We start from the raw sequence: 13634 nt of genomic DNA on the forward strand, positions 1-13634 counted from the left end.
TTTTCTATGAGCAGAACACCTAACTTCGATGTCACCGGTGCGTGGCTTGAGGGCGATGACCCAGGCGATCGTGAGTTCGTCAAGATTGGTTTCTTACTTCTTGAAAATGGCGAGACCTTGCCAGATATCACTATCGCGTATCAAACATGGGGAACTCTCAACGCAGATAAATCCAATGCAATCTTAATTAACCATGCGATGACCGGTTGGTCTGATGTCACAGGGTGGTGGCCACAGATGGTTGGTCCTGGTCTTCCTTTTGATACAGATAAATACTTCATCGTCTGTCCCAATGTCATTGGTGGTTGCCAAGGATCTACTGGTCCTTCAAGTATTGCTCCCGATGGAAAACGTTACGGTTCACGCTTTCCCATCATCACGATTCGCGACATGGTCAACGCCGAAGTTGCCTTCAGTAATGCACTTGGAATTGATAAGTATCTATTGGCAGTTGGTCCATCTCTTGGTGGAATGCGTTCGCTGGAATGGGCTGTCCAACTTCCAGATCGCGTCGGTGCAATCTGCACCATCGGTTCATCAGCTGTTGCCACAGGAGACCAAATCGGCACAGCTTCGATTCAAATTCGTGCCATCAAAGCGGACCCACATTTCAATGATGGCGATTACTACGAGCAAGAGCGCGGACCAATCGATGGCATGGGAATTGCCCGCCGCATCGCGCACCTGACCTATCGCACCGAATCTGAGATGGATGTTCGCTTTGGCCGCCAGCTTCAGGGAGATGAGACCGGCCGTTACGCCGTTGAGTCATACCTGGACCACCAGGCGACAAAGCTGGCCAAGAGATTTGATGCCAATACCTATATCGCTCTGACTGATGCGATGAACTCACATGACATCGGCCGCGACCGCGGAGGAGTGGCAGCAGCCCTTGAAGCCATCACAGTTCCGGTCGTTGTGGTCTCGATTGATACCGATCGCCTCTTCCCACCTCGACTTCAGGTTGAGATATCTGAGCTAGTTCCGACTGCAGATGCGCCAATAACCATCAGTTCTGACTTTGGACACGATGGATTCTTAGTTGAGGCAGAGGCGATGGGCGATGCGATTCGGCACGCCTTGAAGGTTGCGGGTACAATATAGGTATTGCTTCGAGAAGTTCGAAGAAAACAACCAAAGGACAATTGTGGCTGTATTTAGTGCGCTCAAAAACAAGGCAAAGGGCAAGAAAGCTGCAGCAAAGCCAGCAGCAAAGAAGGCCGTAGCTAAGAAAGCTCCTGCAAAGAAGGCGGCACCTGTTAAAAAGGTCGTTGCAAAGAAAGCAGTTGCGAAGAAGGCAGCGCCAGCTAAGAAGGCAGCACCGGTTAAGAAGGTTGCACCAGCAAAGCCAGTCAAGATTGAACTGAAGAAAGATCTCTCTGCCAAGGAAGTACAACAACTCGTTGATTTGAAGAACGCAGTTGCGCGCCAGAAAGAGATCATTGAAACTCTTGCAGCGAGCGGAATTGATAATTACCGCAAGGCAGTGAAGAAAGAATTTATGGCGCTCGCTCTTGAAGCACGCCAGCTCGACATTGAAATTCCAGAAGCAACTGAGAAGGCACGAAAGGCCGGACTTGGCGCACCAAGCCGCATCTTGTCGAAGGCACAGCTTGCTCTCATTGCACCGAAGGAAGAGCCAAAGCCAGCCGCAGAAAAGGGCGGCAAGGCTGCAGTTGTTCTCGATGAAGATGGCAATGAAATCGTTGTCGAAGAAGTCGAGCTCGAAGATGTAGAAACACTTATCGCTGAAGCTGCTGAAATCATTGATGCAGAGGCAGATGGAAAAGATCAGCCACGCGTCGTCACTCTCTCAGATGAGACAAAGAATGAAGAAGGTTCATTTACCCTTCTTGATACCGATGCAGATGATGAAGAAGAAGATAAGAACGAGCGCGAAAAGCATAAGAAGGATCTCAAGAATGTAAACCTCGTTCTTGAAGCAATCAACGGCAAGATTCAGGGCGTTGAAGTCGCTCCTAAGCACAATATTGATCAGGCTGATGCAAAGGCTCTGACCTTCAAGCAGATCCAACAGCAATTTGCGATGAATACCTTCAATGAGAAATCAGCGAAGATGATTGCAGAAGCTGTAAACCAGGGTTACCTCAAGAACCTTGAAGATTTGCAGTACTTCTTCAACGAGCAGGCCCGATTTATTCAGATTGAAATCAAGCGCCTCCCACCAGAACAGACTGTTCTTACAGCAGGTGCAACAGCTGACCCAGTTAAGGATTACCTCAAGCAGATCGGTCGCGTAGCACTTCTTAACGCAGAGCTTGAAGTAGAACTTGCTACACGCGTTGAAGCTGGCCTCTTTGCTGAAGAAGCGCTGAAGAACACTAAGAAGATTGATAAGAAGCTTAAGCGCGAGCTCGAGTGGATCGTTGAAGATGGAAAGCGCGCAAAGAACCACTTGCTCGAAGCAAACCTTCGTCTCGTTGTCTCTCTTGCAAAGCGCTACACAGGTCGCGGAATGTTGTTCCTCGACTTGATCCAAGAAGGAAACCTCGGTCTTATCCGTGCTGTCGAGAAGTTCGACTACACAAAGGGCTATAAGTTCTCGACATACGCAACATGGTGGATCCGTCAGGCAATCACCCGCGCGATGGCAGACCAGGCTCGCACAATCCGTATTCCTGTTCACATGGTTGAAGTCATCAACAAGCTTGCACGCGTGCAGCGCCAGATGCTGCAAGACCTAGGTCGCGAACCAACACCTGAAGAGCTCGCTAAGGAGCTCGATATGACACCTGAAAAGGTTGTCGAAGTTCAGAAGTACGGTCGCGAACCAATCTCGCTTCACACACCACTTGGTGAAGAAGGCGACTCCGAATTCGGTGATTTGATTGAAGACTCTGAAGCTGTAAAGCCAGAAGAATCAGTGACATTCACGATCTTGCAGGAGCAGTTGATGCAGGTTCTCGGTGGGCTCACCAACCGTGAGGCTGATGTGATCAAGGCTCGTTACGGACTTACAGATGGTCAGCCAAAGACCCTTGATGAGATCGGCAAAGTTCACGGCGTAACCCGCGAACGTATTCGTCAGATCGAATCAAAGACAATGTCGAAGCTGCGCCACCCTTCACGTTCGCAGTCATTGCGCGATTACCTCGATTAAAAAGATCGGTTTTCGCAATGTCTGATGCAAAGGCTTTTATCAACCCTAAGAGCGGATCTATTCGCATCACAGGAGTTGTCGATATCGTCGATGCAGATGGCAATGTGATTGAAACTATCGAGAATCCAAAGTTCTGCGGTTGTGGTCAATCAAAAGAAAAACCCTTATGCGATGGTTCGCATAAGGGCCTTCGTAAAGAAGAGTAATTACTTAACTTCAACCAACTTCTCTGACTCGTCCTGAATCTTTGCAGCGACAGTCTTAAGCTTTTCGGCATATTCCTTGCCATGATGTGCGCAGAACATGAGTTCGCCACCAGTTACCAAAATCGCACGCACGTAAGCCTGTGCGCCACAACGATCGCATCGATCGAGGGCATTTAGAGGTGTGGATTCGAGGATTACTTGCTCGGTCATCGCGCTCTCCGTTTCGCTTCAGTCTTGCCTTGGTCTGTGGGAAGTTCTGTACATCTATGGAACATCATGCCAGTTCTCTTTATTCCCCGCTCGGTAAAAAGATTCGAATATTGTGTGAAATATCGATTTTCTTGAGATATCTCACCCTAATTAATCAATATATGAGACCTTCGGCGCGCTTAACCAGATGCGAACCATTCGCTGGCTAACCTTTGCCACCGTGGCAGATGAATTGAACTTCGACGTAGCGGCGGACTCTAAGGATTCCTATACCGCCAAAGACTTAGCTGTCCTCGAAGGTCTCGATGCCGTTCGTAAGCGCCCAGGTATGTATATCGGTTCAACCGATTCCCGCGGCCTTCAGCACTGTCTCTGGGAAATTATTGATAACTCTGTCGATGAATCCTTGGCAGGTCATTGCAAGAAGATCGAGATTAATCTTGAAGCCGATGGCTCTGTAGAAGTTCACGATGATGGCCGCGGTATTCCTGTCGATAAGGAACCAAAGACTGGCCTTACCGGCGTTGAAGTTGTTATGACCAAGCTCCACGCAGGTGGAAAGTTCGGTGGCGGTTCATATGCTGCCTCCGGCGGTCTCCACGGTGTGGGTGCATCCGTTGTAAACGCACTTGCAGAACGCCTTGATGTTGAAGTCGACCGTAACGGCAAGATTTACTGGATGTCATTTAAGCGCGGCGTCGCTGGCGTATTCGATGGCGATGGACCAAAGGCTGAATTCACGCCGCAATCAGGTCTTCGCACTATCGGCAAGATTTCTGCAAAGGTAACTGGAACACGCACTAAGTGGTGGTCAGATCGTCAGATCTTCCTGAAGGATGCTGAACTCGATCTTGAAGATATTTACGCACGAGCACGCCAAACATCATTCTTGGTCCCAGGACTTTCAATCACCGTTAACGATAACCGCAAGAAAGAGAAGACCACTCAGGTCTTCTTCCATAAGGGCGGAATCTCTGAGTACTGCGACTTCTTGCAGCCAGATGCACCAGTTGGTGAAGTAATTCGTATTTACGGTACTGGCCACTATCAAGAGACTGTTCCAGTTCTCGACGATAAGGGCCACATGGTTTCAACTGATGTCGAGCGCGATATGGAAGTTGATATCGCGATGAAGTGGGGCGTTGGCTTTGATTCAACCCTTCGCTCATTCGTGAACATCATTGCTACCCCAAAGGGTGGATCTCACGTACTTGGCTTCGAGCGCGCAATCACGAAGGCATTTAACGAAGCGATGCGCAGCGCAGGTATCTTGAAGAAGAATGAAGCCGATGTCATTAAAGATGACGTCATGGAAGGCCTCACAGCCGTTGTCACAGTGCGTATGTCTGAGCCACAGTTCGAAGGTCAGACCAAGGAAGTCTTGGGCACAGCAGCTGCCACAAAGATTGTCTCGGCAGTCGTTGCCGACAAGTTGAAGGAATTCTTCGCAACAACTCGTCGTATTGATAAGGCCAACGGCAAGTTGATCATGGAAAAGATTGCCAATGCCTCACGCACACGAATTAGCGCGCGTGCTCATAAAGATATTCAACGTCGTAAGAACGCTCTTGAATCTTCATCACTTCCAACAAAGCTTTCCGATTGTCGTTCAGAAGATGTCACTCGTACCGAACTCTTCATCGTAGAAGGTGACTCAGCGCTAGGCACAACAAAGGCTGCCCGAAACTCAGAATTCCAAGCAATCTTGCCTATCCGCGGAAAGATCCTTAACGTTCAGAAGGCATCACTTTCACAGATGCTCGATGATAAGGAGTGCGGATCTATCATTCAGGTTATTGGCGCTGGCTCAGGTAAATCATTTGAACTTGATGAAGCTCGCTATGGCCGCATTATCTTGATGTCAGATGCTGACGTTGACGGCGCGCATATTCGCTGCCTCTTGCTTACATTGATGTATCGCTACATGCGTCCAATGCTCGATGCCGGACGCGTCTTTGCTGCTATTCCACCACTGCACCGCATTGAAACAATGGGCGCAGGCGGCAAGAAGGGTGAATACATCTATACATACTCAGATGATGAGATGAAGAGCGTCACCGCAGATTTGAAGAAGAACGGCAAGCGTTGGAAAGAACCAATTCAGCGCTACAAAGGCCTTGGCGAAATGGATGCTGATCAGCTCCGTGAAACCACTATGGATCCTGATGTTCGTACGCTTCGCCGCATTACTGTCCCAGACGGTGAAGCTGCTGAGAAGATGTTTGAGCTCTTGATGGGTTCAGAAGTTGCTCCTCGTAAGGAATTTATTGCAACTGCTGAGATCGATCGCGAACAGATCGACGCTTAAGCCTTAGTTTTTAGTCAATCGAAACTAAGTCGAAGTACTCTTCTTTCCAAATATCTTCATCGCCATCAGGCAGCAAAATCACGCGCTCTGGTTTAAGGGCTTGCACGGCTCCCTCATCGTGAGAAACCATGATGACTGCGCCTTGGTATTCACCAAGGGCTCCAAGGATTTCTTCTCGAGATGCTGGGTCTAAGTTGTTTGTAGGCTCATCGAGAAGCAGAACGTTTGCAGCCGATACAACCAATGTTGCGAGTGCAAGACGAGTTCTTTCGCCACCAGATAAGACCTTGACTGGCTTATGAACATCATCGCCAACGAAGAGGAATGAACCTAGAACGTTACGGGCTTCTGGTTCACGCAAGTCATCCTTTGAGGACAACATATTTTCAAGAATGGTGCGCTCGAAGTCGAGCATTTCATGTTCCTGGGCGTAGTAGCCGAGTTTCAAACCGTGGCCATGTTCAACTTTTCCGGTATCGGATTCAAGTTGGTTGGCAAGAATCTTAAGAAGAGTGGTCTTGCCAGCTCCGTTAAGTCCCAAGATCACAACGCGTGAGCCCTTATCGATAACGCAAGAAACGTCGGTAAAGATTTCAAGAGATCCGTAGTTCTTAGAAAGCTCTTCACCCGATAGGGGAGTCTTGCCACAAGGAGCAGGTGTAGGGAAACGAAGCTTTGCGACCTTATCTTTAACGCGAACATCTTCAAGACCGGCGCGCAATTTATCTGCGCGACGCAACATTCCTTGAGCCGCGGTTGCCTTAGAAGCCTTAGCGCGCATCTTCTCGCCCTGCTTCTGCAAAATTTCAGCTTTCTTCTCGGCGTTAGCGCGCTCTTTCTTTCGGCGATGTTCATCTTGTTCGCGCTGTAAGAGGTACTGCTTCCAACCCATGTTGTAGACATCGATAACGTTACGGTTGCCGTCGATGTAGAAGACCTTATTGACAACAGTTTCAATCAAGTTCACATCGTGGGAGATGATGACCAATCCACCGGCATAGTTGATGAGGTAGTTACGCAGCCACATGATCGAATCAGCATCAAGGTGGTTTGTAGGCTCATCGAGCAGAAGTGTTTCAGCGCCTGAAAAGAGGATGCGAGCAAGCTCGATACGACGACGCTGACCACCAGAGAGCGTGTCGAGCTGGTTGTTAAATACTGACTCTGAAACTCCCAGAGAGGTTGCAATCGCCTCGGCTTCAGAAGTTGCGGCATATCCACCGGCTGCTGAAAACTCTGCATCAACGCGTGTATAGCGTTCCAAAGCTTTTTCTAGTTCGGCGCCTTCAGTAGTTGCCATCTCTTGTTCTACTTGGGTCATACGCGCAGCGATTTGATCGAGATCGCGGGCAGACAAGATGCGATCTAAAGCTGTTCCTTGGTCTTCACCAGTACGAGGATCCTGGGGGAGGTAACCAATCTTTCCTGTGCGCTGAACGCCGCCACCTGCAGGCAGGTTTTCGCCAGCTAATACTTTTGCAAGAGTTGATTTACCAGCACCGTTACGGCCAACGAAGCCGACGCGGTCGCCATGGTTGATGCGCACATTAACGCCAGATACTAAGAGGCGCGCTCCGGCACGGAGTTCAAGAGCGGATGTGGAGATCATTTGGCGTATCTTCCCACAGTATTCCTATTACCTTGTAATCAGCCTAGAATCTTCAAATGCTCAGCCTGATGATTCTGCTCATCGCACTCTTACTTCTTGCGATTTCCTTCTATCAGATTCGAATTCTGAAGCGCATCAACGAAAAACTTATCAAGTTAGTAGCTCCTGAAAGAGATGTGCGTCGCATTGCCAAGGCACAGAGCGAAGCAGCTTGGGAGAACTATCGACAAGGTGAGTTCTATTCGCAATTACTTCGATTGATCGATCTCAGCGCTCCGATTCCATCTACTCGCAGCTGGGCAGCATCACCTGATGTTTTGCTGACACTTCTTGATCTGGCTAAGAGTTCTAAACCAACGCGAATACTCGATTTGGGTTCAGGAATGTCCACCTTGGTGCTTGCAAAGAGCGCTCCTCAAGCAACAATCACAAGTATTGATAACTCTGCTGAATACGCCGGAAAGACAAAGAGACTTCTTGCTGCCCATGGTGTTACCAATGTTGATGTGCGTATTGCTCCGCTTACACCACATGCTTCAGGAGTCGATTGGTACGACTTATCTCAGCTCAACGATGTAACCAATATCGATCTTCTCTTTATTGATGGACCTCCGGGATCTAAGAATCCCAAGGCGCGCCACCCAGCTATCGTTGAATGCATTTCGAAGTTGAGTCCACGAGCAATTATTGTCATTGACGATGCTGGGCGAGAAGGTGAAAAAGATATGGCTCACGAATTTGCAAAGGCTCTTCCAAGCCACACCCTTGAATTTCTATCTCACGAAAAAGGAACGGCAGTTCTACTGCCTAACTAATTACTCTTTGCCGATACGTGTGCGGCGTGGAACTGCGAATGATTTACCGACAGCAGTGAGTTCTTCTGAAACCTGCTTGCGGATTGCATCCTCATTCTTAAGCAAAGTTGTGAGGGCTGCGATGATTGCCTTGAGTTCTTTCGACTCTGTTTCAAGTTCGAGCTTGCTCATCTTTGTCAGGCGACGAAGTGGCATATCCAAGATGTAGGTTGCTTGTTCATCGTTGAGCTTGAAATCCTTGATGAGCTTCTCTTTTGCAGCTGCTGCGTCATCGCTTCCGCGAATAATCTTGATGACCTTATCGATATCAATGATTGCCTTGAGCAATCCATCAACCAATGAAAGGCGATCTTCAGCCTTTGCCTTACGAAATTCTGAGCGACGACGCACAACTTCAATGCGGTGATCGATAAATACCTGCAAGAGTTCCTTGAGGCCAAGTGTCTGTGGCTTGCCTTTAACGAGAGCAACAGCGTTGATTGCGAATGCATCTTCCATTGGAGTGAGCTTGAAGAGCTTTTCAAGGACATCTTCGGGCTCGAAACCGTTCTTGAGTTCGATAACTACGTTTGTGCCTGTCTGGCCATCGGTGAGATCGACGATATCTGAGATACCTTGAATCTTCTTTGCCTTAGCAAGGTCTGCAATACGTTCAACAATCTTTTCAGGACCAATGTTGAACGGCAGCTCCTTGATGATGATGCCCATTTTGCGTGAAGTAACTTTGCTGATCTCAACAGTTGCGCGGACTTTAAATGAGCCCTTACCTGTTGCATACGCTTCACGAACACCTTCGAGTCCAACGATTTCTCCACCTGTTGGGAAATCTGGAGCCGGTACATGCTTCATGAGCTGATTGAGAGTCGCCTTAGGGTTATCAATGAGAAACTTTGTTGCAGCGATAACTTCACCGAGGTTATGGGGAGCCATGTTGGTCGCCATACCGACTGCGATACCTGAACCACCGTTGACCAATAGGTTAGGAAAAGCGGCTGGAAGAACAAGTGGCTCTGAAAGCTGACCGTCGTAGTTAGGGCCGAAGTCGACTGTATTTTCATCTGCTTCTGCCACCATCGACATTGCCGCTGATGCAAGGCGCGCTTCTGTGTAACGCATCGCTGCAGGACCTGCATCGAGTGAACCGAAGTTTCCGTGGCCATCGATCAGAGGAATCTGCATTGAGAAAGATTGAGCCATACGCACAAGTGCGTCGTAAATTGCTGAGTCACCGTGAGGGTGCAACTTACCCATTACTTCACCGACAACACGGGCGCTCTTTACGTGCCCGCGCTCTGGGCGAAGACCCATATCGCTCATCTGGTGAAGGATGCGACGGTGTACAGGCTTTAATCCATCGCGCGCATCAGGAAGAGCGCGTGAGTAAATTACTGAGTATGCGTACTCAAGAAAAGATTCCGACATTTCAGAAGAGACATCGATATCAACGATCTTGCCAGGAAATTCTCCTGGCTTAGGTCCGACGACCTTCGCTGATTTTTTTGGAGCTGCTGTCTTCTTTGTTGCCATGGCGCGTATTCTGCCAAGCGAAGTAGCTAAATCTTGGTACCTACACGCGGTCTAGCCCCAATGATTGCCACACATTGGGCTGCAATCTCGGCGCCAGCCATTAAAGCTCGGTTGAGGTCCTTATGAATCGCAAAATGAGAAATAAATCCAGCTGCAAATGAATCGCCAGCCCCGGTTGTATCTGCAACGATTGCAGGAATTGCTGGGATAGAGATTGATTGCCCACCGCGTGACTTTCCTATAGCGCCATGTGATCCACGTTTAATGACAACGGTCTGGCACTGCTCGAGAAGATTGTTGAGAGCAACTTCAATATCACTCGCTCCTGAAAGATAGATCGCCTCTTCTTCATTGAGAAGAAGTACATTCATGAGCGGAAGCCAAGATTTCACTTCATCGATAGCAACCTCCTTCATCCCACCAACAGATGCTGGGTCAAAGTAGATAGGAATATTTGCTTCACGAATCTTTGCAATCATCTCTTTAATGCCAGGAAGTGAAAGAGGATCGAGCGGGGAGTACCCAGAGATATAGACCGCGTCATAACCCTTTAGTTCTGGCAGATCACCAATATGAAGACCGGAGTTGGCACCATTGTCGGGAAACATTGTGCGCTCACCTGTTGGGTCAACCAGAACTACGACAACTCCTGAATGACCGTGATCAACTACAAGATTGTGATGCTGTACGCCCAGCGCATCGAATTCACTTACTAGCGCTGATCCTGCTGCATCATCGCCTACATGGCCCACGATCGTTGATTGAGCACCAGCTCGAGTAAGCCACGAAGCTACATTTCCGGCAGCGCCACCACCGTGCGTTGAAATCGTTGCGGGTGTATCGCTGCCGTAATTAATCTGCGAAGGGAGTACGCCAATCTTGGTAACAACATCGAGCATGACATCGCCAATGCATAAGACCTTGGCGCTCATGAAATTACTTTGCGACCGCTACTGCGATATCTGCAGCAAGAGCTGAATTCGACTTAATGATTTCGATATTAACCTTGAGTGATTCACCTTCGGATGCGGTATGAAAATGCTCGAGAAGGAATGGAGTAACTGCCTTGCCGACTATTCCATTCTTGGCAGCGCCCTCAAGTCCGCTCTTCAAGATGGCATCGTGGCGTACGCGATCCATCTCTTTAAGAACAGGGTTAGCGACTATGAGTGCATGGATATCTGTCTTCAAAGAATTACGCGCATGGATGATCGCTGCAATTTCATCGGCCGTATTTACTTGATGCTCAAGTGTGTAGCCAGAGTCAGTGAGGTAGAAACCAGGGAAGTGGGTTGTCTTATAACCAACGAGTCCAATAGCGAGAGTCTCAAGGCGCTCGAGCGTTGCTCCGACATCGAGAATAGATTTCACTCCGGCACAGACAACGGTGATATCAAGATCAGAGAGCGCAGTGAGATCGGCTGATTCATCGAATGATTCATTTGCTCCGCGGTGAACTCCACCGAGGCCGCCAGTTGCAAAGACATGGATACCAGCCAAGACTGCAAGGTGAGCTGTTGCTGCAACAGTTGTTGCCGCTGACTTTCCAGTTGCTGCGATGATTGCAAGATCACGGCTTGAAGCTTTGGCGATGTCATCGCGGTTTGCAATGGCAACGAGCTGATCATCGGTAAGTCCGATGCAGACCTTTCCATCGAGAATCGCAATCGTTGCAGGCGTTGCTCCGTGATCACGAACAATCTGCTCAACTTCGCGCGCTACATCAAGGTTTGATGGGCGTGGAAGTCCGTGGCTAATAATCGTTGATTCAAGTGCGACAACAGGCTTGCCTGCTTTAAGGGCCGCAGCAACTTCAGGAGATGGAACGAATTCATACGAGTTCATGGCGGCAACAATACCCGTGAGAAGATAGCGCCGTGCATTTATCGCAAATCATGCCCTCGATCTTCTCGAGTCTGGGTTTAACAACAGCGCATGATTCAATCAACTGTGGCGAAAGTCCTAGCGGCCGCGAACTCGTATTTCTTGTCGATGGTCTTGGCGCCGATGTCTTAAGTAAATTTGCAGAAGTTGCTCCAACTCTTTCGCGCATGGTTCTGCACGGAACAATCACGACATCTTTTCCATCTACAACAGCAACAAGCTTGGCAACTCTGACAACAGGTGAAATGCCGGGCGCCCATGGAATGTTGGGATACACAGTCCAAGTTCCGCGCAGTGGGGGACGAGTACTTAACTCTTTAAAGTGGGATGAACGCGTTGATCCGGTTATTTGGCAACCAGTGCCAACCCTCTTTGAACGAGCAAGTGCCGCGGGAATCGCCACAACGCATGTTGCTGCCAAGCGTTATGAAAATACTGGATTTACTCGCGCCGTATTTCGCGGAGCCCATTACAAGGGCGCCAATGTTTCGGCCGATTTGATTTCAGAGACTGTCGCAGCACTTCAGAAGTCACCTTCATTTGTTTATCTCTACGTTAATGATGTTGATTCGGCTGGCCACTCAGATGGAGTTGGTTCAGAAAAGTGGTTAGCGGCCTTGAAGAGTGTGGATGAATTGGTGCAGGCGCTTATGCAGAAGTTACCCAACGGAACTCGCATTTGGCTGACTGCCGATCACGGAATGATTAACGTGGAAGAGAAGATCATCCTGGGCCAAGATAATGAATTGCTTACGGATGTGGCTGTGATTGCGGGAGAACCGCGTATGCGCCATCTCTACCTTTCATCAGATAGCGCAAATGCAGAGAATGAAGTGATTGCTCGTTGGCAGAGCGCGTTGGGCGCAAAGGTCACAATGCATACGCGTCAGAGCGCAATTACTGCAGGGCTCTTTGGCCCAAATGTTTCACTCGATGCATCAGAACGTGCCGGTGATGTCATTGCGATTGCTCAAGCCAACGTTGTTCTGCTTGATCCAGAACGCGCAGATAAAGAAGGCGCGATGATTGGCCACCATGGTGGCGATAGCGTTATTGAAAGTTCAGTGCCGTTATTGCTGCACAGCGTGAAGAATTAGTTATCTTCCTCAGTAGGTTCTTCAGACTTTCGTCCAAACATAATTTCATCCCATGAAGGAACTTTTGCGCGAGCTGTAATTCCATCTTGTGAATCAGCAGCTGATGGAGTCTCGCGAATAACAGCAAGACGTGGTGTCTCAGCCTTTTCTTCAGGAGCGTTGAGAAGATCTGCGATACGAACGATTTCTGGTTCTGGAGCTACTTCTTCACGTCGTGAAGAATGTGATGGCTCTGAATAAATGATTGCTGTTGATGGAGCGCGAACTGGTGCTTCCTCATCAATAAGCCAAGCGCCGTTATCGTCTGATGCATCGAGTGCGCGACGTGAAAGATCAAAGTTCCAGGTTGCGATGCCATTGCCGTCGCGGTTTGGGTAGTGAAGTTCGATATGCCAAGTGCCATCAAGTTGGCGCCATGTATTCCATGAAACTTCATCGGTATCGACGCCACGTGCTGCAAGCTTGGCAAGAACTACTTCGCGGAATGTGAGATCGATGCGGTGAATATCTCTACGCATGATGAGGTTACGAGCATTTTCAAGGATGTATTCGCGCTCTTGCATGACGGGGCCTGAGAAACGTTCGACCTTATCGACAGTTGTCTGGCCCTCGCGCGCAATCTGTTCAAAGCTATCGCCGGCGCGAAGTCTGCGCTGAATCTCTTTGACCGAAATTGTTTCAACTGCATCCATTGCAGGAACTGAAGTCAGACGTGGCTGATTCACAGTTGCGCGGAGAGTGTCGCTGATACGAAGTGAATAGTTATTCCCATCGGTATCGACAAGCGAGAGATGGCTTCCATCATCTGTCTTGCCATCTAAACGAAGCTCAGTCATGGGGTGAGAATAACCGATGGG

At 49.0% G+C, this 13634-nt stretch carries 12 protein-coding genes; 6 read left to right on the plus strand and 6 right to left on the minus strand.

The features are described 5' to 3' along the window. Window positions 1-6 precede the first annotated feature (6 nt). From metX to A1sIA56_RS02420, 3 genes are all read left to right on the plus strand, one after another. Window positions 7-1104 (plus strand): homoserine O-acetyltransferase MetX, encoded by a 1098-nt coding sequence (metX, locus tag A1sIA56_RS02410; protein WP_095673365.1) that lies wholly within the window; start codon window positions 7-9, stop codon window positions 1102-1104. 397 nt (window positions 1105-1501) lie between these two features. Continuing rightward, a complete protein-coding gene (locus A1sIA56_RS02415) occupies window positions 1502-3121 on the plus strand; it encodes an RNA polymerase sigma factor (protein ID WP_223298481.1) in 1620 nt (539 codons plus the stop codon). Window positions 3122-3138: 17 nt separating this feature from the next. Beyond that, entirely contained in the window at window positions 3139-3327 is a 189-nt protein-coding gene (locus A1sIA56_RS02420) for a CDGSH iron-sulfur domain-containing protein (RefSeq protein ID WP_095673367.1), read from the plus strand. On the opposite strand, the gene A1sIA56_RS02425 is transcribed toward A1sIA56_RS02420, so the two are convergent. Further along, a complete protein-coding gene (locus A1sIA56_RS02425; protein WP_095673368.1) occupies window positions 3328-3537 on the minus strand; it encodes a DUF7455 domain-containing protein in 210 nt (69 codons plus the stop codon). 187 nt (window positions 3538-3724) lie between these two features. On the opposite strand from A1sIA56_RS02425, the gene A1sIA56_RS02430 reads away from it, so the two are divergent. After that, the gene (locus A1sIA56_RS02430) at window positions 3725-5845 is read left to right on the plus strand and encodes a DNA gyrase/topoisomerase IV subunit B (protein WP_420021860.1); all 2121 of its coding nucleotides are present in this window, start codon (window positions 3725-3727) and stop codon (window positions 5843-5845) included. 10 nt (window positions 5846-5855) lie between these two features. On the opposite strand, the gene abc-f is transcribed toward A1sIA56_RS02430, so the two are convergent. Next, window positions 5856-7454: a ribosomal protection-like ABC-F family protein gene (gene abc-f / locus A1sIA56_RS02435; protein ID WP_095673369.1), complete on the minus strand. Its 1599-nt coding sequence runs from the start codon at window positions 7452-7454 to the stop codon at window positions 5856-5858. 56 nt (window positions 7455-7510) lie between these two features. Between abc-f and A1sIA56_RS02440 the strand changes: the two genes are divergently transcribed. After that, window positions 7511-8269, plus strand: coding sequence for an O-methyltransferase (locus A1sIA56_RS02440; protein ID WP_095673370.1), 759 nt, complete (start codon window positions 7511-7513; stop codon window positions 8267-8269). Here the strand turns inward: A1sIA56_RS02440 and A1sIA56_RS02445 are convergent, their stop codons facing one another. From A1sIA56_RS02445 to A1sIA56_RS02455, 3 genes are read right to left on the minus strand one after another with little or no spacing between them, the layout of a single operon-like run. Next, on the minus strand, window positions 8270-9796 hold the full coding sequence (locus A1sIA56_RS02445) for a DNA gyrase/topoisomerase IV subunit A (RefSeq protein WP_095673371.1): 1527 nt from the start codon (window positions 9794-9796) through the stop codon (window positions 8270-8272). Window positions 9797-9822: 26 nt separating this feature from the next. Further along, window positions 9823-10728 (minus strand): carbohydrate kinase family protein, encoded by a 906-nt coding sequence (locus A1sIA56_RS02450; protein WP_095673372.1) that lies wholly within the window; start codon window positions 10726-10728, stop codon window positions 9823-9825. Window positions 10729-10732: 4 nt separating this feature from the next. After that, window positions 10733-11641 (minus strand): pseudouridine-5'-phosphate glycosidase, encoded by a 909-nt coding sequence (locus A1sIA56_RS02455; RefSeq protein WP_095673373.1) that lies wholly within the window; start codon window positions 11639-11641, stop codon window positions 10733-10735. A gap of 32 nt (window positions 11642-11673) precedes the next feature. On the opposite strand from A1sIA56_RS02455, the gene A1sIA56_RS02460 reads away from it, so the two are divergent. Beyond that, window positions 11674-12777 (plus strand): alkaline phosphatase family protein, encoded by a 1104-nt coding sequence (locus A1sIA56_RS02460; RefSeq protein ID WP_223298470.1) that lies wholly within the window; start codon window positions 11674-11676, stop codon window positions 12775-12777. Here the strand turns inward: A1sIA56_RS02460 and sepH are convergent. Continuing rightward, a complete protein-coding gene (gene sepH / locus A1sIA56_RS02465; protein ID WP_095673375.1) occupies window positions 12774-13613 on the minus strand; it encodes a septation protein SepH in 840 nt (279 codons plus the stop codon). The two genes, A1sIA56_RS02460 and sepH, sit on opposite strands and share 4 nt — an antisense overlap. Window positions 13614-13634: the final 21 nt, after the last annotated feature.

Origin of the sequence: Candidatus Planktophila sulfonica (genome assembly GCF_002288065.1) — a bacterium.
Lineage (GTDB): Bacteria > Actinomycetota > Actinomycetes > Nanopelagicales > Nanopelagicaceae > Planktophila > Planktophila sulfonica.

Bases quoted from the DNA above. Each gene is read 5' to 3' on its own strand.
- metX (WP_095673365.1), top strand. From the start codon at position 7: ATGAGCAGAACACCTAACTTCGATGTCACCGGTGCGTGGCTTGAGGGC.
- A1sIA56_RS02415 (WP_223298481.1), top strand. From the start codon at position 1,502: ATGGCGCTCGCTCTTGAAGCACGCCAGCTCGACATTGAAATTCCAGAA.
- A1sIA56_RS02420 (WP_095673367.1), top strand. From the start codon at position 3,139: ATGTCTGATGCAAAGGCTTTTATCAACCCTAAGAGCGGATCTATTCGC.
- A1sIA56_RS02425 (WP_095673368.1), bottom strand. From the start codon at position 3,537: ATGACCGAGCAAGTAATCCTCGAATCCACACCTCTAAATGCCCTCGAT.
- A1sIA56_RS02430 (WP_420021860.1), top strand. From the start codon at position 3,725: ATGCGAACCATTCGCTGGCTAACCTTTGCCACCGTGGCAGATGAATTG.
- abc-f (WP_095673369.1), bottom strand. From the start codon at position 7,454: ATGATCTCCACATCCGCTCTTGAACTCCGTGCCGGAGCGCGCCTCTTA.
- A1sIA56_RS02440 (WP_095673370.1), top strand. From the start codon at position 7,511: ATGCTCAGCCTGATGATTCTGCTCATCGCACTCTTACTTCTTGCGATT.
- A1sIA56_RS02445 (WP_095673371.1), bottom strand. From the start codon at position 9,796: ATGGCAACAAAGAAGACAGCAGCTCCAAAAAAATCAGCGAAGGTCGTC.
- A1sIA56_RS02450 (WP_095673372.1), bottom strand. From the start codon at position 10,728: ATGAGCGCCAAGGTCTTATGCATTGGCGATGTCATGCTCGATGTTGTT.
- A1sIA56_RS02455 (WP_095673373.1), bottom strand. From the start codon at position 11,641: ATGAACTCGTATGAATTCGTTCCATCTCCTGAAGTTGCTGCGGCCCTT.
- sepH (WP_095673375.1), bottom strand. From the start codon at position 13,613: ATGACTGAGCTTCGTTTAGATGGCAAGACAGATGATGGAAGCCATCTC.